A 23,959-nucleotide genomic window follows, 5' to 3' on the forward strand; every position below is an offset into this window, starting at 1 on the left:
TACGATCGGGTTGAAAACGAAAAGAAGGAACGCACGCTCGGTGCATTCCTTCTGACCTATATTATATGTGTCTCTGAGCTAGCTGGCGTAGATAGCGTCTAGTCTCTGGCGCAGGGTGTCTATGTCGACATCAACGTCGATGACTCCGTTTTGCGCTAGAGAGATCTTGCCACGCTCCTCGCTGATGACGATGACGAGGCAGTCCGTAGCCTGCGAGAGTCCTAAGGCACTACGGTGACGTAAGCCTAAGTCTTTCGAGAGATTGGGATCATTGGAAACGGGGAGGATACATCCGGCGGCTCGTATGTCATTGCCAACGATGATCATGGCGCCATCGTGGAGCGGGCTGTTTTTGAAGAATATGTTTTCGATCAGACGGGCATTGATCTCTGCCTTAAAGACCTCTCCCGTGTGGAGGTAGGCGGTCAGCTCTTGTTTGGCCTCGATAGCGATGAGGGCGCCTACCTTCTTGCGCGCCATATTCATGCAGGCTAGGACGAGTGCTGCGACACAACGCTGCTCCTCCTGAGCACTCTGATCATCCCCCTTGAAGACCTTTCGCAAGAACCGCCATCGGTGGGTACTGCCCAGCGTGATCAAGAAGCGTCTTATCTCCTCCTGAAAGATGATCACTAGAATAAGCATCCCCGTGCCGACCAACTCATCGAGGATACCCCCCAAGAGGATCATGCCGGCCCACTTGGAGACGATGACCCACACGAGGATAAAGGTGAAGATACCTAAGATCAGCGCTCTCGAGGCGGTCGCTCTCAGTGTCCGATAGACATAGTAGAAGAGGAGTGCCGAGAGGATAATGTCAAAGAGGTCGACAAGTGTAAAGGATAACCAGTCTAGCGTCACAGTCCTAAGTCTCTAAGCGTGATAGTTAAAGGGTCTCTAGCGGTCTCTGCCAGTGGGTGTAGCTACTCGCCCCCGTAGCGTCAGGGAGGTGCTTGCGGATCATGTCGGTCACCTTGATCGCCTCGACAGCGAGACGCACGTCGTGGGTGCGGATGATCTGTGCGATGCCCTCCATCAGGGCATAGGTATGTAGCACGTTGGTCGCATCGCCTGAGTGCATAGCGTCGGCTCCGATGACCGTCTGCACCATACGCTTGCGCGAGAAGCCGACCAGTACTGGCTCGGCAAACTCTTGCAGTGCCTCTCGCTGATGTGTCAACAGGCGGTAGTGGTCGTCCATGCTTTTGCTAAAGCCATAGCCGGGGTCGAGGATCACATCTTTTACACCACAGTCGTGAAGCTGCTCGAGGCGGCGACGGAAGTAGTCCGCTACGCACACCTCTACAGAGGGCTTGTAGTCCACTACCTGATGCATCCCCTCGACGTTGTGCTCTAGGTGCATCAGTATGTAGGCGACGCCTAGCTCCCCTACAGTGCGGTACATCTTCGGATCGGCCTGACCGCCCGATATGTCGTTGACGATCTCCACGCCATACTCCTCGACGCACGCCTTCGCCACGTCAGCACGGTAAGTATCTACCGAGATAGGCAGGTCGGGTGCCTCAGCACGGATGATCTCTAGTGCGTGGCGTAGTCGGCGTAGCTCCTCCTCGCCATTGACCAGCTCGCCTCCAGGGCGTGTCGAGCAGGCGCCAATGTCGATGATGCGTCCTCCCTCCTGGACGATCTCGTGGGTACGCTCAGCGATCGCCTCAGCGGTCTGCTTGCGACTACCCGCATAGAAGGAGTCGGGCGTCACATTGAGGATGCCCATCACGACAGGCTCCGACAGGTCGAAGGCGCGTCCCCCTAGATTGAGTATATAAGACATAAGCGTGTCAGGTCTTGTGGATTGTTGTGATCGCTCCTCGTCACTTACTACATGGTAGTGGCGAGGAGCGATTGCTTTTATAGATTAAAACTTCGCTTGGCGCATATCCTTTGTCTCTGCAAAGGCTTTGTGGAAAGCGAAAGCCTTCTCTAGACAAACAGGAGTCTGTCCCTCCGAAGCCTGAGCTAGATAAGCACGTAGCAGTGGACGGTAGTCGGGATGGGCGCAGTTCTCTATGATGCGCTCCGCACGCTGTCGTGGAGAGAGACCTCGGAGGTCTGCGATACCGTATTCGGTGATGAGTACCTTGACCGAGTGCTCGCTGTGATCCACGTGGCTCACCATCGGCACGATGGCGCTGATGGCGCCGCCCTTAGCGGTTGAAGGCGTGGTGAAGATAGAGATATAACCATTGCGGGTGAAGTCGCCCGAGCCGCCGATGCCGTTCATCATCTTGGTGCCTAGGACGTGTGTCGAGTTGATGTTACCATAGATGTCTGCCTCTAGAGCGGTATTCATCGTGATGACCCCGAGGCGGCGCACGATGCCTGGGTTGTTGGAGTACTCCTCAGGGCGCAAGAGTAGCTTGTCCTTGAAGAAGTCCCAGTTCTGATAAATGTCTAGGATCACATTACGACTGACTGAGAGCGAGCAGCCCGAGGCGAACTTAACGCGTCCCTCCTTCATCAGCCCAATGACGGCATCCTGGATCACCTCGGTGTAAACTTCAAAGGGTGGGATCTTCGGGCTCTTACCTACGGAGGCTAGGACCGCATTGGCGATGTTGCCTACGCCACTCTGCAGCGGGAGGAACTCACGAGGGATGCGCCCCGTGCGGATCTCCTCCTCGAGGAACTTCGTGACATTGTCCCCAATTGCCTGCGTCACCTCATCGAGCGGTGCAAAGCCTCCGTCATCGTTTGGCTCGCTGGTCTTGACGACCGCTACGACCTTCTTCGGGTCGAGCTGTACGTAAGGCTTGCCGACACGATCAGAGGGCTTGTAGATAGGTAGCTCACGACGTGCGGGTGGGTCAAGAGGCTCTGCGATGTCGTGGAGACCACGTATCTTGGCCGGGTGACGGTCATTGATCTCAACGATGATCCGGTCTGCGAGGCGGCAGATGGTGGGTAGGATACCGACGCCCGTGGTGGGTACCAGCTGACCATCTTCCGTTAGCTCAGCAGCCTCGACGATAGCCACGTGGATCTTGCCAAAGAAGCCAGCACGCATCTCCTGCGCCAGCTGCGAGAGGTGCATATCGCAGTAAGCGACCTCACCGCTATTGATCTCGGCGCGTAGGTCTTTGTTGGACTGATAGGGTGCTCTAAACTTGATTGCGTGAGCACGTGCTAGGGCTCCGTCGAGGCGGTCGCCGGTCGAGGCGCCTGTGAAGACACCTATGCGAAACGGTCTCCCCGCCGCATGCTCCTCCTCGGCGTAATGAGCGATGGCTTGTGGCACTACCTTAGGGCAACCAGCTGGTGTAAAGCCACTGAAGCCTACCTGATCGCCATCGTGAACTAATCTCGCTGCCTCTTCGGCAGTCATGATTGGGTAAGACATACTATATATTGGGTTAAGTGTTTGTGCTATAAGAGGGCGCCACCGCCTCGCTGCGGTTGCGTTTCTCAAAGGTACGGAAAAAAGAGATTAGAGATTAGAAGTTAGAGATTAGAGAGCGGAGGCTTTCTCTAGGAGTGCTAGTGGCTCTAGGGACTTTAGTCAATCGCTAGAACTGGAAGTAGATGAAGGGCTGCACACCACTGCTCTGGAACTGGACGACGAGCAGCACGACGAGGGCGAAGAGGAGTGCCTGACCGACGAGCGGCATACGACTGATGCTGCGCTCGAGGGGGCGGAAGGCGCGCTGCGGGACGAAGTGCGCCACGAAGCCTAGCACGATGAGCGTCACGACGAGCCAGTAACCCTCGAGGAACTGTGGGATGATCTCGGGGTGGAACTCGTACCGTATCATCTCAAACATCTGTCCGATGCCCTCCATCGTCGGCATACGGAAGAAGATCCATGCGAAGCAGACGAAGTGGAAGGTGATGAACATGCCTAGGTAGCGTCTGAACCGTCCCACAGAGGCTCCGTCGGGGCGTGCCCACGGGCAGATCTGCATATAGAGCTTGTGCAGGGCAAGGGCGACACCGTGCATACCACCCCAGAGGATAAAGCGCAGGCTGGCTCCGTGCCATAGTCCGCCGAGGAGCATCGTGATCAGGAGGTTGAGATAGGTACGCAACCGACCACGACGACTCCCCCCGAGCGGTATGTAGAGATAGTCTCGCAGCCAGGAGGAGAGGGAGATGTGCCAGCGCCGCCAGAACTCGGTGATGGTGGCGGAGCGGTATGGCGAGTCGAAGTTGATGTTGAAGCGAAAGCCGAGCCACAGGGCGATGCCGATAGCCATATCGGAGTAGCCAGAGAAGTCGCAGTAGATCTGGAGTGCGTAACCGTAGATGGCCATGAGGTTTTCGAAGCCACTGTAAAGGGTAGGGGCGTCGAAGACACGATCCACAAAGTTGAGCGAGATATAGTCGGAGATGATCGCTTTCTTAATGAGTCCCGAGAGGATCAGAAAGAGTCCCTCGCCAAACTCCTTTTTGGTAACCCATACGGGCTTGTAGATCTGCGGGATAAAGTCTTTGGCACGTACGATAGGCCCCGCCACGAGCTGAGGAAAGAAGGAGACGTAAAAGAGGTAGTCGACCCAGCGTCTCAGCGGACGTATCTCGCCTCGATAGATGTCGATGACGTAGCTGAGCGACTGGAAGGTGAAGAAGGAGATGCCGACGGGGAGAAAGATGTCAAGCGGCCCTAGCTGTGTCGTGCTTACCTCGCCAAGCCCAACCAGTCCGCCGACCCACTGCACGAGCGGGGTGAAAAGCTCTAGGAGGAAGTTGGTATACTTAAAGTATCCGAGCATGCCGAGGTTTAAGCAGAGGGAGAGCGTGAGCCAGCGGCGCTTGACTTTGCGCTCTGGGGTGGCTGCTATGAGGTGCCCGATGATGAAGTCGACCGTGGCGGTCATGATGAGGATCATAGCGTAGTAGCCGCTGCTCTTGTAGTAGAAGAAGAGCGAGAAGCACACTACATAGATGATCCGTGCCAACGTGTGCCTACGCAGCAGGTAGTAGAGCGGCAGGAAGAGCAGGAAGAGGACGAGAAAAAGTCCACTATTGAAGAGCATCGGCGCGGAGCTATCGTAGGTGAGTAGCTCGGCAGCTCGTGAGAGATAGGGGGTGAGCATACGGGGGTTAGTCTTCGGAGGCTTGAGGGGTGACGTGGGAGGAGCGTTGGCACCACTGCTTATAGTTGTCTTGAAGGGCTGTGGCAATCGTCTCTCCTACCTTATTATAGCCAGCAGCGGTCAGATGGACGCGATCGCCAGAGAGGATGCCACTAGAGAGCAACTGCGCAGCACCCGCCTTCCCGCCGAAGTGAGCGAAGAGGTCGATGTAGCCACACCCCAGCTCCCGAGCTTGCTGCTGTAGCTCGTCGGCGATGAGCTGGCAATTGGCATTAGCCCGATAACTCGTGCGGTAGACCGTGCGACGACGCCTACGCCTGCCACGACGCCTTTTGTGTGCTGTGCGGATCTTCTGATAGTTGGCGACAGGCGAGGTAAGGACGATGGCGCAGTCGGGATTGCTCGCTTGGAGCCTGCGTACTAGTCGAGCGACCTCTGCGCCAAAGTTGTTGCGGTCAAACTGCCGTGCGAGCGACTCATTGGTACCCAGCGAAAGGATGATCAGCCGAGGACGCAGGATGGCAACGGAACTAGTGAAGCTCCCCTTGCTGTAGGTGTAGTAGGTAGCACCATTGTAGCCGATCGTGTGGACGAGTGCGCCGCCACTATTACGCTCTAGGCTAGCACCATACCAGACGGCCGAGGCGGGAGCGGTCACCTCTGCCGAGCTTACGTAACGACCCACGAGGAGCGTGTCGGTGACGATCTGCTCTGTGGTCAAAGTGTCGTGAGCGATAGCGATCTCGCCAAGGCTATGGCCAGCTAAGGTGAAAGGTTGCGTTCCCCGCTGTCGGTAGATGACGATGCGGTCGAAGGTTTGCCCGCCACCGCACTGCAGGGTATAGGTGACGGCACTACTAGCTCTCGTCTGTAGCACCATGCCCGTAGGACTCTCCCGATCGTAGTCTCTCTGGGTGATCTTAACGCCCGACGTTCCGGCTGAGGAGGCTCGTATCACCGTGTGGATAGGCGGATTGGTGCCCAATAGGCGAAAAGGACCTACCCAGCCAAGTCCACCATTGCCCCAACGCTGCGTAAAGGCTTGACGGATCGGCATCGTGAAGTGTCCTGCCTGTATGTGCGAGTCGCCTAGGTGAATGATCGAGACGATCTGTCCAGTCGCTCTCGCCTCGTCACAAGCGGACCAAAACTTATCGAGGTAACCGTCGGGGGCTACGAGCTGTGGCACCCGCTGTGCCATAAGCGTCTGCACCATAAGGAGTAGACTCCCTATGATGACACAACTGATCCGTATCAATCTACTCTTCATCACCGATCAGATCTGCTGTGAGTAACTTAGCGAGCTGCCGCCCACCTGCCATAGAGATGTGGGTGTAGTCTTTTGCCGCCCACCCTTTGTCCACAAAGCCTTTGATGCCGCCGAGCGAAGCCATCGCCTCATGCGTGTTCCAAAAGAGGAGTCCGTAGCGCTGCGCTAAGCGGTGCTGTGTGCGGAGTACACGAGCCACCCCATTGAGCGGGTGTATCTCTCCCTCACGCAGCGTGGCGCGGTCAGAGAGTGACAGGAGTAGGATCGTGGCGTGCGGGTAGAGCTTCTGGATATGCTCGATGCTCTTAGACATGGCGGCGTAGTACCAGTCGTAGCTGTCGTTATTGTCCTGAGCGCTTACCACATTAAGCCCATAGGAAAGGATGATCAGGTCGTAGGGGCGGAAGCGTGAGAGCTGTGCCGTCAGGGCTGAGGAGACAGCGTTGAGTTTTGTCCCCATAGAGCCACGAAGACTGTAGTTGTCCACGGAAACGCCCGTTGCGCCGTCGAAGCAGACGCCATAAAAGCGTGTGCCATCGCCCCCCTCGGTGGCTAGCTCAACCCGCTTGACACCACTATGCGGAAGGGTATACTCGGCCATTGCTCCGTGACTAGCTGGCAGCTCGACACGCTGACGCTCGCCTCCATTGATGCCGTAGGTGATCGTCACCGGGATCGAGTCACTGACGTACTGGAGCGTGACGCGATCGGCTGCACTCTTTAGCTTGTAGCTTGTGGAGGCGGCTGCAGTAGCTGTGGCAAAGGTCTCTGCTAGTGTGAAGAGCGTACGAGACTTACTCTTATTGGCGGAAGTCTCCTGCCAAGCCCCCTCGAAGCGTTGCTGGATGCTCTGCCTAAAGCGAGCCACAGGCGAGGTGAGCGGTACGTAGCCCACGCCTTGACCACCATAAGTCTGTTGGAGAGCCTGGCGAAAGGGAGCCACCAAGATGTCGCCCTCTATAAAGGAGTCACCGACGAAGGCAATATGTACCGCCCGCGAGTGCCCCTCCCGCAGCGTGGCGCGCAGACGGCGCAGCGCACTCTGTCCCTCAGAGTAGTCCATCAGACGGCTGGAGAGCTCTAGCGGAGGAAGCGTATCGATCGCAACTTGCGTACGACTGGTCGAGTCCCCTATTGCGGTTGTGGAGCCCTCCAAAGCATCTTCCGGATCAAAGGACCCTTCTGATTCGTCTAAGGGTATGGAGAGCATTTCCGACGATTGGGTTGCTGTCGTATCGAGGAGATCACTCAGCGGGTTGAACCCCTTGAAGTGGTAGCCTGCGATAGGACCGACAGCGACCAGTAGCTCCGAGAGTCCATACGCTAGCAGACCGCCAACGAGGAGTAGCAAGAAGCTACGGTAGAGAAGATTCTTTCTTTTCATGAACTATGAGACGATACGCTAGAGCTGGGCGTTAATGCTTGGCGGCTCTTCTATCCTCAGCCTCTTTGCGCCGCGCCTCTTGGAGTAGCTTATCCGCCTCAATGAGCTGATCGTAGAAGTGCGCCCCGAAGGCTGCTATCAGTGGCTCGCGAACGAATTGGTAGACCTTGATGCCGAGTTTGCGCCCTCGCTCCACAGCCGCCTGACAAATGTCCCAGCGGTCGTAATGTAGCGATGAGAAGTACTTGAACTGACGCACACGAATAGGGTAGAGGCGACAACTAATGGGCTTCTCTAGCTGCACCTCGGGATGGGTCGAGGCGTACCACTCGATGGCGCAGCGTACCCCTTCGGGCGGTGTCGGGTGAAGCGTGAAGGCGCAGTTCTCGCCGTTCACTATAGAGAGTACCCGCTCGCCAGTCATATCTATGTAGCTCACCCCTTGATGATGGATTAGCTCAGACGCCTCGGGAGCTAGGTGTGGCTCAAGGAGCGAGAGGTGGCGCTGGTAGCTGCGACACTCACGCTCTGTGGCGGGAGGACCCGCATCGCCATGCACGCAGCAAGCTCCACGGCATACAGCGTAGTCGCAGGCGAAGCACTCCTCAAGGATCTCAAAGCTCACTACCTTGTCATCTATCTGTATCATCCCTCTGCAGGCGTTAAGGTTATCATCAAAGCTTTACCCTCGCCAGGTGCTACCTGCATCGGAAGTGTCTCGGCGGGGAGCAGTAATGCTTCATGGGAAGCTAGTTGCCACGGCTCCGTATCGTCCCCGCTTAGCAGCAAGCTCCCGGAGATGCCAACAAGGATCGCACAGCTCGTGCCTTCGGTTGTAATGAACTGAGACGAGTCTGGTGTGGCTGTCACCTCGTGACAGACGAAGCGTGGCGTACCCAGGGGCAACTGGCGAGAGTCCAGTCTGTACGGTTCTAGAGTAGCACTGCGGAGCGCCTCCTCGATGTGTAGCGTACGCCGGGCTCCCTCGTCATCTACTCGGTCGTAGTCGTAGAGACGATAGGTCGTGTCGCTCGTGTCCTGCACCTCGATCAGCATTGATCCGGCACCTAGTGCGTGGATCGTGCCAGCCGGTAGAGCGATAGCCTCTCCTGGTCTCACAGGCTCCCAGTGCAGATAGTGCATCAGAGCCGCGCGCTCGATGACAGAGCGCAAGGCGTCGGCACTCATCGACTCAGTCAGTCCGAGACAGATACGGCTCGTCGGCTCCGTCTCTAGGAAGTACCATATCTCATCTTTGCCCCCCTCCTCTGGTGATGGGTGTACCTGCACAGAGAGATCTGCCGCTGCGTCTAGCAGCTTGATCAATAAGGGGAAAGCTCCACCGCATCGTGCCGTCTGTCCTCGCCCTAGTAAGCGATCTCCATAGCGAGCTACCAAAGCATCTAGCGAAGCACCCTCGTAGTCCGCACCCGCTGTGGGCGTCTCCTGCCCTGCGAGAGCCGAGAGTAGCCACACCTCTCCGATCTGCTTGTCTCCTCCTGTAGGCGCAAGATGACCCCCACCCCATATCTTGTGATAGTATTGGGGTGTGCAGCGTATTGGCGTGAGCTTACGAGACATATATATAATAGGAAGATGTAGCGATGGTTACTTCTCTTCGTCCTCTGACTGCTCTAGAGCACGGCGCTCCTGCTCGGTGCGGTAGTTCCTATGCCATATCCAGGCGAGTAGTGCGATCACCACGAGCGTGCCGACACTAGAGCCGACACGGATCCAGTCAAAGGGGGTACGCTGCAGGATCCAGACCCACACATTGAGGGCGATCCACCAGATGAGGAGGAAGTAAAGCTTGAGACGGTCTCTGCGAAACATGGCTAAGCCTTCTTCTCGGGAGGCACTTGACGTACGTAGTGTGCCATCTCGTGGGGAATGATCATCGAGAGCTCTATAAAGCCCGCATACTCCCCATTTTCGTACCATGGGATCTGGTAGATGAGCTTCTTCTTGTCGCCCTTTGTGATGGTGTAGACATGCTTCGTCTGATGTGCCATCATATCGGCTAGTAGTGAGCGTGCTGGCTCTGGGTGGCAGTCGAGGACATTCTTGCCGATCAAACTCTGACCTGGCTTGAGATTGACCTGACGTGACTGCTCGTTCATCTCTATAATGCGACCCTCACGGTCACAGATCGTGACCGCTACGTCTGCCTCTTCAAAGAATGGTATCATGTGATTGGAACTATAGGTTAGTCGTGATGGTAAGGCTCTCCCCGCAGTATCGTGCAGGCTCGGTAGATCTGCTCGACCGCAAAGAGACGCACCATCTCGTGCGTCAGGGTCAAGCGACTGAGTGACCAGGCTTGCTGTCCGTAGTGCTGCTTAAACTCAGGCGTAAAGCCGTAGGGACCACCCACCACTAGGAGGAGTCGCTTAGCACCGCTATTCATGTAGCGCTGGAGCTGCTCCGCCCACTGACGACTCGTGTACTCCTTGCCACGCTCATCCAGCAGGACCACCAGATCACTCGGGGCGATCACCGAGGCGATAGCCTCGCAGGTCGCTTGCTGCTGATTAGCTATGGAGGCTTGCTGCTTGCGCCGCTTAGGGTCGGGCAAGACCTCAATGTCGAAAGGTATATATCCGCCGATGCGCTGCCGATACTCCTCGATGAGTCGGTGTAGCTCTGGCGAAGAGGTCTCACCCACTACGAGGAGTGTCGTACGCATACGATGCAGAGCTAACTCTTAGAAAGGTAGGTCGTCAGCGTTGTCACCAGCGGCTGGGTCAAAAGATCCGCCAAACTGATTTTGCGTTCCTGCCTCAGGAGCTTGCGAAGCGAAGCCCGTGCTAGGAGCTGGAGCTGCATTGCCCCCTACGTAAGGAGTTTTGTCCGCAAAGGGATCAGCCTCAGGTGCAGCAGCAGCCGCAGTCTGGTCTACCTTGGACACATTGTATGCTGTCACATCTGTGTACCAGCGCTCCATATACTCACGGCTCTCTACGTCAAAGCGTACCTCGACGAAGTCACCCTCTGTGAGTGAAAACTCATCGATACGATTATTCCAAATGTTGAAGCAGATGGTGCGTGGGTACTGTGCGTCAGTCTCAATGACAAAAGCCCCCTTGCGCCAAGCGTTGCCCGACTTGCTGACACCCTCCTGTACTGGGAGAATGCGTATGACGGTGCCTCTGGCGATGAGTGGGTTGGGGCGGTTATTGTTGCTGTCCATATATAGTCTATAAGTGGTTAGTAGTTAGTGGTTAGTGAATAGTTATCGGAGTGTCGGAGCAAAGCCTATGATCTCTCTGACCTCCTCGATCGTCTTGCGAGCGCTCTCGCGCGCCTTCATAGCTCCCTCAGTAGCCACTCGGTGTAGCTGCTCCTTGTCGCTAGAAAGCTCTAGGATACGCTCTCGGATTGGAGCGATCGCCGTGAGCAAGTCAGCTGCTAGCTGCTTCTTCAGATCGCCGTAGCGTATCGAGCAGTCCGCATAGCACTGGCGAAAGTGTGCCACCGTCTCAGGCGCGGAGACCAGATCCATAATGGTGAAAAGGTTCTCCACAGGCTCCGAGGGCTTGCTGTCTGGCTCCGTAGGGCCGGCGTCCGTGACAGCGCGCATCACCTTCTTAGTGATAGACTTGTCATCCTCGTAGAGGTAGATTGCATTGCCCTCACTCTTGCCCATCTTGCCAGAGCCATCGAGCCCAGGCACCTTGATCGGCTTAGACATAGCGGTCCACGAGGCTGGCTCTGTGAAGTACTCCACGCCGTAGATCGTGTTAAAGCGTCGGGCGAAGCGGCGCGCCATCTCCATGTTTTGCTCTTGATCCTTGCCTACGGGCACCTTGACAGCGCGCTGCAGTAAGATGTCAGCCGCCATCAGCGTCGGGTAGGTGAGCAGACCAGCATTGACGTTGTCTGGTTGCTTGCGCGCTTTCTCCTTAAAGGTGGTGGTGCGCTGTAGCTCACCCAGATAGGCATTCATATTCAGGTAAAGGTATAGCTCCAGAACCTCAGGCACATCGCTCTGACGGTAGAGGACCACTTTGCTCGGGTCGAGCCCACACGCGAGGTACTCAGCGAGGATCGTGTCTGTATCCTGCACGATGTCCCCAGGGTGAGGGTGCGTGGTCAGCGAGTGCCAGTCTGCGATAAAGAAGTAGCAATCATACTGCTCCTGCATCTCTAGGAAGCTACGCATAGCTCCGTAGTAGTTGCCTATATGTAGATGACCGGTAGGCCGGATACCACTGACGACTCGTTCCATACTGTGAATGTACTCTCTATATTAATGTATAGTTGTAGCGCAAAGGTAGTACTTTTTGAGGTCTCTGCACTTCATACGATCCCAAAACAAACGTAGGGAGTCTGCATAGCATCTCCCTACATAAGGTGTAGTGACTCGGGTGGGATTCAAACCCACGACCTTCAGAACCGGAATCTGACGCTCTATTCAGCTAAGCTACCGAGCCTTCTATCATCGCTACAAAGGTACGGAAAAAAGAGATTAGAAGTTAGAGGGAGAAGCGTCTCATGTCGTAAGAGATCCTATCGTGATGCTCGCAGGAACTAGCTGGCAGGGCTGACGCATTATAATCGCTCTGTCAGGAACTACACATTAGCGACAAGTGAGGCATAGATGAGCTCACAATAATGTGTCACCCCTGCCCCCTAATTTCTAACCTCTAGTCTCCAATCTCTATTTACATATCTTTACGAGGAAATTCGTCCGATTCCCTCCTTTCTCGAATATCCACGTGGAAAATCTCAAATCTCCACGTGGATATTTTTTATTTTCCACGTGGGCGTCATTCATTTCCTCCGAAGTTTCATTTCATTCCTCCGAAGAGTTTTTTCTTCCCCACGTGGAAAATAAAAATTCTCCACCTGGATATTTCGAAATATCCACGTGGAAATCAGTTTTCCTCGACACGGCACCATATCGATTTGTAGTCGGGTCTAAATTATTGTAACGAGCCGACGTCGGGTTTGCCCAGTCAGGGTTATCGCTCTGAGATACGAGGAAGAATTTGTACATTTGTGTCACTAGCAGATCCCGTCACACAAACAAGGTATGAAACAGCATCAACTATCTCATCTATCCGATAGACTATCTAGCAAGCAAAGGTTTATCGGGTTTGTATCCCTTTTTGTATCCTTCTTTGCCATGAGTAGTACGCTACTCTCAGCACAAACGATCGAGCAGGGTGTACTCACTGCGTGGCCCGAGGCAACAGGCGAAATAATCATCCCTCAGTCGGTTACGAAAATTGGAAACAAGGCGTTTCAAGGAAATCGAAATATCACAGCTGTAACCTTCTCCAATGGACTGGAGGAGATCGGCGACGAGGCTTTTATGAACTGCTCGAAGCTTACGGAGCTTACCTTCCCGAACAGTTTGCAGCGGATCGGGTTCAAAGCATTCTATAAGTGTGGTGGGCTCACTACGATACGGTTTGGTACTGGATTACAAGAGCTAGGGAGTACCGCATTCAGTTACTGTGGTAAGCTTACCGAGCTAGAGCTGCCGGCAAGCCTCATCACCATCGGGGACAACGCTTTTAACTACTGCCGTACCCTCTCCAAGGTGACAATCAGCGAGGGGACTAAGCTGATCGGACATCAAGCTTTCCGTCTCTGCAAAAAGCTTGTCTCAGTACAGATCCCCTCATCGGTAGATAGTATCGGTCGGGATGCCTTCAGAGATTGCTCAGCTCTGACTGTGGTCGACCTACCTGACGAGGGGCTACTAAGCATCGGCGATGGAGCTTTTTGTAACTGTGCTAGCCTGACAAGTGTGATACTACCCCGTACTGTGACGGAGATCGGGGCGTATGCTTTTAGCCAAAATCCACTACTTACGACAGTTCCCCTGCCCAAGGATCTCAAGCAGATCGGAGACTTCGCTTTCAGCGGCTGTAAAGTTCTCGGAGAGACCGATCTCCCTGATGGCATCGAAAAGATCGGAAAAGGGTGCTTCAAAGAGTGCCTCGCACTTACCAAGGTGCTTATACCAGCTTCCGTACAGCAACTTGGCGAAGGCGTATGGTCGCAATGTAGTAACCTCGAGCGAGTCGATATGCAGGCAGCCCTGTCTAGTCTACCCGCTGAGACCTTTGCTTACTGCACAGCGCTCCGAGAGGTGCAGCTCCCCACGAGCTTAGACACAATTGGGGCGGAAGCTTTTCGAGCCTGTCAAGCCTTGACAGCTCTGCCTCAGACGGCGCAGCTCAGCGTCATAGAGCGTGAAGCTTTCAGAGCCTGTGTGGGCTTCGAGAGTATCGAGCTCCCGAAGAGTCTGCGCTATGCTGGTGAGGGAGCCTTCAGTCACTGCACGACCCTGCGCACCATCACACTCCCCGAGCAGCCCGACAGTCTAGGCAGCCAGCTCTTGGCTTACTGCGATGCGCTTGAAGAGGTCTATTTCCCCAATAGCTTGACGCAGATCCCCCCTGCCGTGTGCTATGGATGCCCCGCTCTCAAGAGCGTTCAGATAGGAGCGCAAGTAGAGAGAATAGGTCATGAGGCGTTTGCGCTATGCGTCGGTCTAACTAATTTCACCTCAGCCAGTACGACACCACCAGACCTCGGAAATAATCCCTTTATGGGTGTGACGCTGGGACAGGCTACGCTCACTGTCCCCACAGGCGCTCGGGCAGATTATGAAGCCCGTGACGTGTGGCGAGACTTTGGCTCTATCAATGAGCGATCGTTTGCCTCTATAAGCGAGCGCCCCTCGGCAGTAACACCTATAATATATAGGAGTGGCAATCAGCTCATCCTCGACGGCACGACCGCGGGCGAGACCTACCGCCTATATAGTCTAGCGGGCGAGATCCTCACACAGGGGACTACACAAGACGGCACTACTACACTAGATGTGAGAGTGCTCCCTGCTGGGCAATATGTTCTAGTCGTAAGGCAAGACGCACGCACCATAACGCTCTAGATGAGCTTGAAGACCTCCTCAATCGCTCTACTACTTCAGCTTGAAGTAGCAGATGATCGGCTTGTGATCTGAGATCTCTGCGGTGCGGTCTACGTAGGCTGCTCGTGCCTCTATATGATCGCTGTAGAGCATGTGGTCGATCCGTACACCGATGAGTGACTTAAAGTAGTAGCTGTAGTTGGTCCCTCGCCCTGTCGTGGCGATCGCATCGTGCAGCCCTGTCGAAAGCCGATGGTGCGTGTAGGAGATCGGTGTGTCGTTGAAGTCTCCACAGATTAGCACGTAGGGCGACTCCTGGTAGTTGACATCTTGATAGATCTGCTCGACCTGCTTAGCCCGACGTACGAAGGGCGGGGAGAAGCGCCCTCCGACAGCTTGGGTGAAGCCCTTGGGGTTGCCTTCCTGCGCCAGCTGAAAGTAAAGCTTCTGCTCCTCTTTTGTAAAGCCAAAAGACTCTAGATGAAGGTTGTAGAGGACGAGCTTCTTCTCCCCAACGAGGATCGTAAAGACCGCTCCTCCGTTGAACTTGGAGTGCAGATCTATGGGACGTGTCGATAGGATAGGGTACTTGGAGAGTACGATGAGGCGGCTGCCGTGATCCTTGACGGCATAGGCGGAGCTGTAGTAGGGATACGCTTGCATGGTGTGGTGCAGACTACGCTCAGACATATACTTCGAGTCGTTGTCACTGAGCCACGCCTCCTGCAGACAGATGATGTCGGCATCGCTCTCGGCGAGATAATCGGTGGCTGGGTGCTGATCGTGTGCTCCTAGCTCGGCAAATTGAAAGGCGTTGGCATTGAGACTCACCACTTTGATCCAGTTCTCACGATCGATCGGGGGCGTCTGAAGCACTCGTATCGGGGCGTATAGTAGGAGCGTCGGGAGGGAGATGAGTAGCATCACCGTATTGATCACGGCGCGACTCCAGGCACGGATGATAAACCAATAGATCGCCTGCAGTACGACCAGTGCAAAGAGCAGGGGAAAGAACAATCCTAGATAAGCAAAGAGCGTCATCGTCGTCGGCGAGATATAGCGACTGAGCAGCGCTCCTACGAAGAGCAGCAAGAGCAGCAGATTGCCAAAGGAGACGAAAGTGTGCCAGAAGCCGCGGATCATACCCCAGAGGGTACGTCTCTTCGCGGGTTGCTGCGTATGCTTCTGGCTAGGAGCTACGGGCGTGGGCGTTGTGCTATCCATAGAGACTGCATGATTAGTTGTGGTCTGACGAGTCAAGCCACTGATTGTTGTGATCGATGAGCTGCTTCCGTTCTTCATCGGATAGGCTCTGGTAGCCAGACTGCTGCACCTTCTCTAGGAGCTGGCGATAGCGAGCCGTCTGAGCATCTTGTAGGATCGCCTGCTGGCGAGTAGTGCGCTGGCGCCGACGCTGGTACAGTCCTAGGCCACAGCCCCACAGGACACCGGCGAGGTGGGCGATCAGTCCGCCTACGTTGTACCCACCATAGGCTAGGAGTAGCAGGAGGAAGACGAATAGCCCTACCTGCCACACACGGAGCGAGCCGATCAAGGGTAGCGGTATCTCCTCACGAGGAGCAGCCCCCACCATATAGCCTACGAGGGCAATGACCGACGCAGAGGCTCCCACGAGCGGTAGTCCCAGCAGAAGCACCCCACCAGTACGTAGCAGCGTGGTAAAAAGGACGAAGGCTCCTCCACCTACGACTGCTCCCCCGAGATAGCTCCAGACGAACTGTCGCCATCCGCTGAGGCGTAGCAGCATCTCGCCAAAGAGCCATAGGAGCAGTAGATTGAGCAGGAGGTGTAGACCACTATTGTGTAGGAGCGTATAGGTGACGATGGTCCAGGGTCGGTGCCACAGAGCATCAGGCGAGCAGGAGAGGTAGAGCTGATCCACGACCCCGCGTGTCCACTGCGTGGGTAGCGGAGCAGGGAGCTGACGAACGATAAAGTCCACCAGCCAAAACATTACCAGTAGGAGCGTGATGCTCCATAGGATTTGTTTGTCAGGATCTATACGCTTCGCCAAACGCATTGTACAGCTTGCCTTGCTTACGCCATAATAGTATGAGGAGCAGACCACCTAGCATACCCCCTAGATGGGCGAAGTGAGCTACGTCACTCTGTAGATTTGCTACGCCGAGGAAGAGCTCGATCACTCCGTAGCCGATGACAAAGTACTTAGCTCTGATCGGTATGGGGATGAAGAAGAGGTAGATCGCAGCATTGGGGTAGAGCCAGCCGAAGGCGAGTAGGAGTCCGAAGACTGCTCCCGAAGCGCCTATCGTGAGGAGTTGATTGATAAAGAACTCCGTAGCCATACGAGTGCCGTCGGGGAAGGCGATCACCTCATACCCGGCCACCTCCCGGACGGTCGTCAAGCCCCAGACGAGCTCCTGCGAGAGCGCAGCGGTCAGTCCGCAGACGAGGTAGAAGAGCAGGAAGCGCTGAGCACCCCAAGTGCGCTCGATGGTCACGCCAAACATAAAGAGCGCAAACATATTGAAGAAGAGGTGCGTGAAGCTCCCGTGAAGGAACATATAGGTCACGGGTTGCCAGATGTGGAAGCCCTGAGCCGTCACGTAGTGCAGCCCTAGGAGTCCCGTCAGGTCTATCCCTGTACGAGGCACCACCTGCTGAGCAATGTAGAAGATCAGGTTGATGATGAGCAGGTTGAGCGTCACGGGAGGAATCTGTATCCGAGGTGTTGTATCGAATGAGTGCATAGCGTTATGTTCTAATCGTTGCGTTGTATAAAGTGTTAGTACCAGCCACCGCCACCATAGGTGGGCAGGCTGTGCTGCTCCCACTTGAGATCACGGAGCAGGGAGGCGTTGACACCGATCACGACGTTGTACGACTTGTAGGCTCCGAGGGGGATGACACTCGCCGTGAGAGACCAGCAGTGCAGGTCACGCGTGATATTGATCGTCATACCCGTCAGCTTCTTTAGGTCAAAGTTGTAGTTGGCATCAAAGGAGAAGTTCCAGTTGGGCGTAGGCTGTAGCTGCCCGCGGAAGGAGAGGTTTTGGGTAAACTTATACTCAAACTCCCGTCGGTGCGTGTTGAACTTCTGTCTATCCTGCGCTACATTAATACTATAGTTGAAGGAGAAGCTCCACGGCACGTCAAACTTCAAGTATCCATCGTCGTCCCAGCTATCCGTTTGGTTGTAGCTACTGCGTGGACTGCCACCAGAAGAGCCATCGAATCCCATCCTGTCGACCCCTGGTCTATCGCCCATTGCGGTGGGGTCATCCGCTGGCGACTTAGCAGCCTCATCGTCTGTAGCGGACGGCTTCTTTTTCTTATTAAAGATCCCACCGATCCAGTTACCGATTTTCTCGAAGGTTTGCGGTGTAAAGGTGTAGTTAAAGCTCGTCCCCGTGCCTAGGAAGGCGCCGATACCGTGCCCATTGAGTAGACGCAGCTTGTCCACACGGTAGGGTCTCACGTTGCCTTGTGGGTCGGTGTAGTAGTCCCATTCGTAAGGATCGAAGGCGGCGGAGAGACGCAGCACGAAAGTCTTCGTGAGCCTTATCGCCAGGTTGGTGCTGAGGTTACTCCAGCGGAAGGAGTCGGCAGCCATGTTGTAGGAGAAGCGAAGACCAAACTGATCGATGAGCGAGATCTTCTTAAACTGCTCCTCATCGGACGTCGAGTCACTCGGCAGGCGCCACTTCATCTCCACGTTATTGTCAAAGGAGAAGTTGATCGACCCGGTCTTGCCTCGTCCTGGGTATCCGAAGATGCCACGCTCGTAAGGAGTATAGACGAAATTGTGAGCCTGCCCCAGCGTATCGACATAGTCTACCTCACGATAATAGCCCCAGAAAGGATCGCCAAAGTCTGGAGCATACGAGAGCGATATGGAGGGTGTCAGACGATGACGGATCATCTGCACACGATCGCCAAAGAGCTTCCGCCATGGTTGGTAAAAGCCGTAGAGCGTCGTACTCATTGAGAGTGACGCACTAAAGTTGTTCAGGTGGTAGAAGCCGTAAGTCGTGTCGGCATCGACGATCCGCTGCTGCGCCTCGTCCCACTGCTTCTCTACACGTGAGGTGTACCAGTAGGCAGTATAGTTGATCGAGGGAGAGATCTTGATATAGTTAAAGAGATCGAAAGAGGCGGAGATAGGTATCGAGTGCTGCATACCGTTGCGCCAATCTTTGATCAGATTGCTCTTGAGGATCAGATTCTCCTTGGTGGTGATGCTGTTACGTAGCGAGCCGTTGTAGCTGAGCGAGATCTTCTCGTACCAACGCTCCTTGCCGACGCGGTTCTTTCGCTTGAAGGGGTAGATCGTCGAGAGCGAGAGCGAGAGGTTCGGCAGGGTCACACTGATGGTCGAGTCGCGTGAGCGCTGATCAATGTTGAAGGCTCCCGTTAGTGAGAGTGGTATGCTCACAAAGCTCCGGCGGTAGCTAATGCTAGAGCCCTTAGTATTCTCGGCACGCCGCTGATGGTCGTAGACCGCCTGGGTGGCGTTGTGATTGTAGCTACTGGTCGAGAAGTTGACCGATGCCGAGAAGTTGCGTAGCGGATCTGCTTTGGGGTCTTGTGAGTGAGTCCACCTAAGCGATATATCCTGCGATCGACTGTAGGTCGAGGGGATATCCTTGTCTCCCTGGACCGTCGATATGTATCCCGCCTGCACGCTACCGTTGTACTTATAGCGCTTGCGATAGTTTGATGAAGCATTGAGCGCCCAGGAGCCGTTTGTATAGACATCGCCCGTGAGCGTCAGATCCCAGTAGTCGTTCAGATTGAGATAAAGGCCACCATGCGTCAGGTAGAGCCCTCGTGTCTGGTCGATACCGTAGCTCGGCATGATGATGCCCGAAGTCTGCTTCTCATTGAAGGGGAAGAAGGCAAACGGTAATCCGATGAAGTAGAGCGGCACGTCAGCCATGACTAGGTAGACAGGCCCCGTAACGATCTTGTCCTCAGGCTTAGCCTTGGCACGAGTCAGATTGATGTAAAAGTGCGGATGCTCGTGCTGGTCGCAAGTAGTGTAGCGACCATCCTTGAGGTACATCGTATTGTCTTTGAGACGCTTCGTCTGCGTAGCTGTCAGATAGCCTTCGCCCTGTTGGGTTGTCACGTCCGTGATGAAGCCTTGCCCCGTCTTGAAGTTGTACTTCATCGTCGTACTCTCAAACTTCTGATCCCCATCGGCAAACTTCGGCTTAGCCGTCGGCTGCCCTAGACTATCCAAGACATACTGAGCATAGACCTCAGAGCTATCGGAGACGATCTTGAGGTAGTTCGCCTCGATGCTCATCGTCTGGTACTTGACTTCGCTCGGACCGAAGAAGTACATCATATTATCGCCCGTCATGACGAGCGAATCCTCTGCCGAGAAGGTCACAGGCGCCTCTAGCCTAAAAAGCTCTACCGAGTCGCTCTCTGCGACAGGTGTCTCAGCGTCACTAGCCAACGTATCTATAGCGGTAGGCGTCAGCGTCGTATCCGCCTTGATGGCGAGGCTGTCGACGGTCGTTGCCACAGAGTCTCTAGCTAGGGGTGAGGGTAGGGTATCCTGCTGGCGGGTCGTATCTGCCGATAGGTCTGCTACGATCGTGTCTAGCGACTCTGTCTGTGACGGTGTAGCTGCAGGCGGCTCAGTACGTCGCACTTGCGTCGCACACGACACGACCGCCACACCCACGCAGAGTAGGAGGAGCAGTCGCAAGAGCGAGCGAGGGACTATGACAGAGCTAGACATGAGCAATAATAACGCGAGCTGGCTTGTGATGATGCATCAACCGCTGGCAAAGGTACTAAATAGTGACGTGCAACGATATATCTAGCCATACCGCTCGACAGCTCAAGTCTCACCATAAGAATGCTCAAAGAGCTGAGGTCTAGCGACGTGTAGTCTAAATGTCATTGCAAACGCGAATATCCCGTTGTAGGGGTGCACGAATTATGTGCCCTTACAACGGGATATTTCTGTTTTGTCAACAACGAGCGCCCCAACAAACTGCGCCTATGCCGTTATGCTTTTATCTCTCTATGCTCCTAGCGCAGCGCGTAGGTAGCGCGGACAGTTACGGAGATCGTCTTCTGGCGTGAGGAGGTGTTGAAAGCGCCACCCCACGAGTAGTCTTCACCAGCGTTTTTGCCAACGATCTGGAAGACGCCCATCGAGGCATTCTGTAGCTTGCCCACCTTACCACGGCTTCCTGAGGCGATCTCCTCGGCACGATCTAGTGCATCCTCAGAGGCTTGACGTAGCATCTGATGCTTGAGGTCGTCGAGGTTCGTGTAGTAGTAGGCGGGCGCTTGGCTCGTTATCTCCACCCCCTGCGAGATGAGCGAGGAGATACTCTTGGAGAGCTCCTCGACACCATCTAGGTCGCCACTCGTTATGGTCACGCTCTGCGTGAGAACATAACCGTTGGGTACCTGCTGATAGTTGCCATGCGTATCGTAGCCACTGCTGTAGTTTTGCGATACATCTAGGCTCCCGAAGGAGTAGCCGTCAGGCTTCAAGCCAGACCGCTGGAGGTAATCCTGTACGACCGTGCGCTCACGCTCTATCTCCGTGTAGGCCTCGCTCAGCGTAGCACGCTGCACGCGGAAGGAAGCACTCCACACGATCAGATCACTCTCGAAGTCTTGCTCTGCATTGCCCGTAACCGAGACGATACGCTGCTTGCGCACCGATAGGTAAGTCGAGCCTGCGATCCAAATGCCTAGGACAAAGGCGATAGCCAGTACCAAGGCTGCCCAAAAGGTCCACTGCTTATTCATATCCATATCGATTGTGTTAGATGATTTTTAGTTAGAGCGATGAGCTTAGCTGGTGTAGCATTACAGACCCTTCTCAAGGAGATACTTCTCTACCTCGAGCGCAGCGCGGCAGCCAGTACCGGCAGAGGTGATAGCCTGTCGGTAGCGTGGATCAGCGACGTCGCCAGCAGCAAAAACGCCATCGACACTGGTGAGCGGTCTACCCTCTCGGGTTACGATATAGCCTGCCGCATCGAGCTCCAGCTGCCCTGCAAGGAAGTCGGTATTGGGCTTATGTCCGATAGCTAGGAAGAAACCGTCGATTGCTATATCACGCTTAGCCTCTTCGGGTGTCCCCTTCTTATACACAAGGTGGGCACCCTCCACGCCGTTGTCGCCAAAGAGTCCGACCGTATTGTGCTCGAAGAGCACTTCAATGTTTTCCCGTGCGAAGAGTCTCTCCTGCATTACCTTAGAGGCGCGCAGATGATCCTTGCGCACGATCAGGTAAACATGCTCTGCAATGCCTGCTAGGTAGAGCGCCTCCTCACAAGCTGTGTCGCCACCACCTACGACGGCTACACGCTTCTTGCGATAGAAAAAGCCGTCGCACGTAGCGCATGCCGAGACACCCATGCCGGCATACTTCTTTTCGTCATCTAGCCCGAGATACTTAGCGCGAGCACCCGTGGCGATGATGACGGAATGAGCTGTCAGCTCTGTAGAGCCGTCGATCTCAACCTTGAAGGGGCGCGCCGATAGGTCTATGCGTGTGACTTCGCCTGAGCGTATGTCTGTGCCAAAACGCTCTGCTTGCTGGCGCATCTGCTCGAGGAGCTGAGGACCCGTGATGCCCTCGGGGAAGCCGGGGAAATTCTCCACTTCAGTGGTCGTAGTGAGCTGTCCTCCAGGTTGTAGTCCCTGATAGAGTATGGGGGAGAGATTAGCCCGTGAAGCGTAAATAGCAGCTGTATATCCAGCAGGTCCTGATCCGATGATCAGGCAGCGTATAGTCTTGTCTTGTGACATGTCAATAATAGATTCGTTAGATGATGGGTGATGAAAATGTACCTACCGCAAAGATATACAAATCTTACCAAGTAACTCCTCTCTCAGCAACAATATTTCATCACTGGACGCTTGTCATCACACTTCGCCACCTCAGCGAATGGTCTTCAGGTGGATATTTTCGATTCTCCACGTGGAGATAAAATATTCTCCACGTAGAGACGAAATGAAACTTCGGAGGAATCAAATGAAACTTCCGAGGAAATGATTCTCGCCTACGTGGAGAATAAAAAATAGCCACGTAGGAATTTTTCAATTTCCCACGTGGCTATCGGGTTAGATACTAGAAGTTAGATACTAGAAGTTAGATATTAGAGACTGGCTAGACCTGAGAAGCCCATGAAGGCCATCGCTAGGATGCCTGCGGTGATGAGGGCGATGGGAGTACCCTTCATAGCCCGAGGCGTGCTGCCGGTCTTGGCGAGCTGCTCGCGGATACCGGCGAAGATGACCATAGCGAGGAGGAAGCCGATACCGATGGAAACGGCGTACATAAGCGACTCAGCGTAGGTGAACTCCTTCTGGATAACGAGGATGGCGACACCGAGTACACAGCAGTTCGTCGTGATCAGCGGGAGGAAGACACCGAGCGCCTGATAGAGCGCGGGGGAGATCTTCTTAATGATCATCTCAATCATCTGCACGAGCGTGGCGATGACAAGGATGAAAGCGATGGTTTGTAGGAATTCGAGTCCTAGAGGAACCAGTATATAGGTCTGTACGAGCCAGGTGACCATCGTCGCTAGAAGCAAGACAAAGGTGACGGCTGCTCCCATGCCCGTGGCGGTAGAGACTTTCTTAGAGACTCCTAAGAAGGGGCATATGCCGAGGAACTGGGAGAGGACTACGTTGTTGACAAAGACAGCAACGATGAATATGATAAGAAATTTCATAGTAGTAAGTGTCTGTGTGGTTAGCAGTGGCTACGGGTTAGCCTTTGCATCTCATAGATCTTGATCTATTGCTTCTTAGTGATAGCGTGATAGATACCGATGAGTAGTCCTAGAGCGATGAAGGCTCCTGGAGGCAGCACGAAGAGTAGTGCGGAGAAGTCGTTGGGATAAGCGCTCAGACCAAAGAATGAACCGCCTCCGAGCATCTCGCGTACGATGCCTAGGAGCGTTAGTCCGATGGTGAAGCCTAGTCCGATACCGACACCGTCGAAGAAGGATATGCCGACGCTACTCTTAGAGGCGGTGGACTCGGCACGTCCGAGGACAATACAGTTGACCACGATCAGCGGGATGAAGATGCCGAGACTCTGATCGAGTGCTGGTAGGTATGCCTTGATAATCATCTGTAGTACGGTCACAAAGCCTGCGATCACAACGATAAAGGCGGGGATACGTACCGCATCGGGTATGAGTCGCTTCAGAAGGGAGATCATCACATTGGAGCAGATAAGCACAAAGGTGGTGGCTAGTCCCATGCTGAGTCCGTTGATGGCCGACGTGGTGGTCGCCAAGGTAGGACACATACCGAGGAGAAGCACGAAGGTGGGGTTCTCCGTAATGATACCATTGGTAATTGTCTTGATATACTTATTCATG

22 protein-coding genes and 1 tRNA gene are annotated in these 23,959 nt (G+C 54.7%); 1 reads left to right on the forward strand and 22 read right to left on the reverse strand.

Annotation, left to right across the window (positions count from 1 at the left end; genetic code table 11):
* Nucleotides 1–78: 78 nt before the first annotated feature.
* From cdaA to PORAS_RS03185, 14 genes are all read right to left on the reverse strand, one after another.
* Entirely contained in the window at nt 79–861 is a 783-nt protein-coding gene (cdaA, locus tag PORAS_RS03120) for a diadenylate cyclase CdaA (RefSeq protein WP_004330740.1), read from the reverse strand.
* A gap of 25 nt (nt 862–886) precedes the next feature.
* Entirely contained in the window at nt 887–1,792 is a 906-nt protein-coding gene (folP, locus tag PORAS_RS03125; protein WP_013760152.1) for a dihydropteroate synthase, read from the reverse strand.
* An 84-nt stretch (nt 1,793–1,876) separates the two neighbouring features.
* Nucleotides 1,877–3,358 (reverse strand): butyryl-CoA:acetate CoA transferase, encoded by a 1,482-nt coding sequence (locus tag PORAS_RS03130; RefSeq protein ID WP_013760153.1) that lies wholly within the window; start codon nt 3,356–3,358, stop codon nt 1,877–1,879.
* A 166-nt stretch (nt 3,359–3,524) separates the two neighbouring features.
* The gene (locus PORAS_RS03135) at nt 3,525–5,051 is read right to left on the reverse strand and encodes an MBOAT family O-acyltransferase (protein ID WP_013760154.1); all 1,527 of its coding nucleotides are present in this window, start codon (nt 5,049–5,051) and stop codon (nt 3,525–3,527) included.
* A gap of 7 nt (nt 5,052–5,058) precedes the next feature.
* Nucleotides 5,059–6,321, reverse strand: coding sequence for a GDSL-type esterase/lipase family protein (locus tag PORAS_RS03140; protein ID WP_245528053.1), 1,263 nt, complete (start codon nt 6,319–6,321; stop codon nt 5,059–5,061).
* Entirely contained in the window at nt 6,311–7,705 is a 1,395-nt protein-coding gene (locus PORAS_RS03145; RefSeq protein ID WP_013760156.1) for an SGNH/GDSL hydrolase family protein, read from the reverse strand. Before PORAS_RS03145 ends, PORAS_RS03140 begins: the two co-directional genes overlap by 11 nt.
* 31 nt (nt 7,706–7,736) lie before the next feature.
* Nucleotides 7,737–8,354, reverse strand: a complete 618-nt coding sequence (locus tag PORAS_RS03150) for a DUF3109 family protein (RefSeq protein ID WP_013760157.1) — start codon at nt 8,352–8,354, stop codon at nt 7,737–7,739.
* Nucleotides 8,351–9,286, reverse strand: a complete 936-nt coding sequence (locus PORAS_RS03155) for a type I phosphomannose isomerase catalytic subunit (RefSeq protein ID WP_013760158.1) — start codon at nt 9,284–9,286, stop codon at nt 8,351–8,353. The genes PORAS_RS03150 and PORAS_RS03155 overlap by 4 nt, the downstream gene beginning before the upstream one ends.
* Before the next feature lie 27 nt (nt 9,287–9,313).
* Nucleotides 9,314–9,538, reverse strand: a complete 225-nt coding sequence (locus PORAS_RS03160) for a hypothetical protein (protein WP_004330732.1) — start codon at nt 9,536–9,538, stop codon at nt 9,314–9,316.
* 2 nt (nt 9,539–9,540) lie between these two features.
* Nucleotides 9,541–9,894 (reverse strand): PAS domain-containing protein, encoded by a 354-nt coding sequence (locus tag PORAS_RS03165; protein ID WP_013760159.1) that lies wholly within the window; start codon nt 9,892–9,894, stop codon nt 9,541–9,543.
* A 17-nt stretch (nt 9,895–9,911) separates the two neighbouring features.
* Nucleotides 9,912–10,391 carry a 23S rRNA (pseudouridine(1915)-N(3))-methyltransferase RlmH gene (locus PORAS_RS03170; protein WP_004330734.1) on the reverse strand — a complete coding sequence of 160 codons (480 nt, stop codon included), beginning with the start codon at nt 10,389–10,391 and terminating at the stop codon, nt 9,912–9,914.
* An 18-nt stretch (nt 10,392–10,409) separates the two neighbouring features.
* A complete protein-coding gene (locus tag PORAS_RS03175; protein WP_004330751.1) occupies nt 10,410–10,895 on the reverse strand; it encodes a DUF3127 domain-containing protein in 486 nt (161 codons plus the stop codon).
* A 42-nt stretch (nt 10,896–10,937) separates the two neighbouring features.
* Entirely contained in the window at nt 10,938–11,933 is a 996-nt protein-coding gene (gene trpS / locus PORAS_RS03180; protein WP_013760160.1) for a tryptophan--tRNA ligase, read from the reverse strand.
* A gap of 131 nt (nt 11,934–12,064) precedes the next feature.
* Nucleotides 12,065–12,138: transfer RNA gene (locus PORAS_RS03185), tRNA-Arg, on the reverse strand.
* A gap of 602 nt (nt 12,139–12,740) precedes the next feature.
* Here PORAS_RS03185 and PORAS_RS03190 point away from each other — a divergent pair.
* Nucleotides 12,741–14,615, forward strand: coding sequence for a leucine-rich repeat domain-containing protein (locus PORAS_RS03190; protein ID WP_013760161.1), 1,875 nt, complete (start codon nt 12,741–12,743; stop codon nt 14,613–14,615).
* Between the two features lie 30 nt (nt 14,616–14,645).
* Here the strand turns inward: PORAS_RS03190 and PORAS_RS03195 are convergent, their stop codons facing one another.
* From PORAS_RS03195 to PORAS_RS03230, 8 genes are all read right to left on the reverse strand, one after another.
* Nucleotides 14,646–15,818, reverse strand: coding sequence for an endonuclease/exonuclease/phosphatase family protein (locus PORAS_RS03195; protein WP_013760162.1), 1,173 nt, complete (start codon nt 15,816–15,818; stop codon nt 14,646–14,648).
* A 13-nt stretch (nt 15,819–15,831) separates the two neighbouring features.
* The gene (locus tag PORAS_RS03200) at nt 15,832–16,635 is read right to left on the reverse strand and encodes a rhomboid family intramembrane serine protease (RefSeq protein ID WP_013760163.1); all 804 of its coding nucleotides are present in this window, start codon (nt 16,633–16,635) and stop codon (nt 15,832–15,834) included.
* Entirely contained in the window at nt 16,607–17,326 is a 720-nt protein-coding gene (locus tag PORAS_RS03205; protein ID WP_004330745.1) for a rhomboid family intramembrane serine protease, read from the reverse strand. Before PORAS_RS03205 ends, PORAS_RS03200 begins: the two co-directional genes overlap by 29 nt.
* A 35-nt stretch (nt 17,327–17,361) precedes the next feature.
* Entirely contained in the window at nt 17,362–20,331 is a 2,970-nt protein-coding gene (locus PORAS_RS03210) for a putative LPS assembly protein LptD (protein WP_013760164.1), read from the reverse strand.
* A gap of 296 nt (nt 20,332–20,627) precedes the next feature.
* On the reverse strand, nt 20,628–21,368 hold the full coding sequence (locus PORAS_RS03215; protein ID WP_004330706.1) for an SIMPL domain-containing protein: 741 nt from the start codon (nt 21,366–21,368) through the stop codon (nt 20,628–20,630).
* A gap of 54 nt (nt 21,369–21,422) precedes the next feature.
* Nucleotides 21,423–22,370 (reverse strand): thioredoxin-disulfide reductase, encoded by a 948-nt coding sequence (gene trxB / locus PORAS_RS03220; protein ID WP_013760165.1) that lies wholly within the window; start codon nt 22,368–22,370, stop codon nt 21,423–21,425.
* A 350-nt stretch (nt 22,371–22,720) separates the two neighbouring features.
* Nucleotides 22,721–23,302 carry an electron transport complex subunit RsxA gene (gene rsxA / locus PORAS_RS03225; protein ID WP_004330724.1) on the reverse strand — a complete coding sequence of 194 codons (582 nt, stop codon included), beginning with the start codon at nt 23,300–23,302 and terminating at the stop codon, nt 22,721–22,723.
* Between the two features lie 65 nt (nt 23,303–23,367).
* Nucleotides 23,368–23,958, reverse strand: coding sequence for an RnfABCDGE type electron transport complex subunit E (locus tag PORAS_RS03230; RefSeq protein ID WP_004330749.1), 591 nt, complete (start codon nt 23,956–23,958; stop codon nt 23,368–23,370).
* Nucleotide 23,959: the final 1 nt, after the last annotated feature.

This window comes from Porphyromonas asaccharolytica DSM 20707 (assembly GCF_000212375.1).
Taxonomy (GTDB): Bacteria; Bacteroidota; Bacteroidia; order Bacteroidales; family Porphyromonadaceae; genus Porphyromonas; species Porphyromonas asaccharolytica.

Excerpts from the sequence above, each read along its gene's own strand:
- PORAS_RS03135 (WP_013760154.1), bottom strand. The coding sequence starts at position 5,051 with ATGCTCACCCCCTATCTCTCACGAGCTGCCGAGCTACTCACCTACGAT.
- trpS (WP_013760160.1), bottom strand. The coding sequence starts at position 11,933 with ATGGAACGAGTCGTCAGTGGTATCCGGCCTACCGGTCATCTACATATA.
- PORAS_RS03140 (WP_245528053.1), bottom strand. The coding sequence starts at position 6,321 with ATGAAGAGTAGATTGATACGGATCAGTTGTGTCATCATAGGGAGTCTA.
- PORAS_RS03165 (WP_013760159.1), bottom strand. The coding sequence starts at position 9,894 with ATGATACCATTCTTTGAAGAGGCAGACGTAGCGGTCACGATCTGTGAC.
- PORAS_RS03145 (WP_013760156.1), bottom strand. The coding sequence starts at position 7,705 with ATGAAAAGAAAGAATCTTCTCTACCGTAGCTTCTTGCTACTCCTCGTT.
- PORAS_RS03130 (WP_013760153.1), bottom strand. The coding sequence starts at position 3,358 with ATGTCTTACCCAATCATGACTGCCGAAGAGGCAGCGAGATTAGTTCAC.
- PORAS_RS03230 (WP_004330749.1), bottom strand. The coding sequence starts at position 23,958 with ATGAATAAGTATATCAAGACAATTACCAATGGTATCATTACGGAGAAC.
- PORAS_RS03210 (WP_013760164.1), bottom strand. The coding sequence starts at position 20,331 with ATGTCTAGCTCTGTCATAGTCCCTCGCTCGCTCTTGCGACTGCTCCTC.
- PORAS_RS03190 (WP_013760161.1), top strand. The coding sequence starts at position 12,741 with ATGAAACAGCATCAACTATCTCATCTATCCGATAGACTATCTAGCAAG.
- PORAS_RS03200 (WP_013760163.1), bottom strand. The coding sequence starts at position 16,635 with ATGCGTTTGGCGAAGCGTATAGATCCTGACAAACAAATCCTATGGAGC.
- PORAS_RS03195 (WP_013760162.1), bottom strand. The coding sequence starts at position 15,818 with ATGGATAGCACAACGCCCACGCCCGTAGCTCCTAGCCAGAAGCATACG.
- folP (WP_013760152.1), bottom strand. The coding sequence starts at position 1,792 with ATGTCTTATATACTCAATCTAGGGGGACGCGCCTTCGACCTGTCGGAG.
- PORAS_RS03205 (WP_004330745.1), bottom strand. The coding sequence starts at position 17,326 with ATGCACTCATTCGATACAACACCTCGGATACAGATTCCTCCCGTGACG.
- PORAS_RS03175 (WP_004330751.1), bottom strand. The coding sequence starts at position 10,895 with ATGGACAGCAACAATAACCGCCCCAACCCACTCATCGCCAGAGGCACC.
- PORAS_RS03150 (WP_013760157.1), bottom strand. The coding sequence starts at position 8,354 with ATGATACAGATAGATGACAAGGTAGTGAGCTTTGAGATCCTTGAGGAG.
- PORAS_RS03170 (WP_004330734.1), bottom strand. The coding sequence starts at position 10,391 with ATGCGTACGACACTCCTCGTAGTGGGTGAGACCTCTTCGCCAGAGCTA.
- PORAS_RS03155 (WP_013760158.1), bottom strand. The coding sequence starts at position 9,286 with ATGTCTCGTAAGCTCACGCCAATACGCTGCACACCCCAATACTATCAC.
- PORAS_RS03160 (WP_004330732.1), bottom strand. The coding sequence starts at position 9,538 with ATGTTTCGCAGAGACCGTCTCAAGCTTTACTTCCTCCTCATCTGGTGG.
- PORAS_RS03215 (WP_004330706.1), bottom strand. The coding sequence starts at position 21,368 with ATGGATATGAATAAGCAGTGGACCTTTTGGGCAGCCTTGGTACTGGCT.
- trxB (WP_013760165.1), bottom strand. The coding sequence starts at position 22,370 with ATGTCACAAGACAAGACTATACGCTGCCTGATCATCGGATCAGGACCT.
- rsxA (WP_004330724.1), bottom strand. The coding sequence starts at position 23,302 with ATGAAATTTCTTATCATATTCATCGTTGCTGTCTTTGTCAACAACGTA.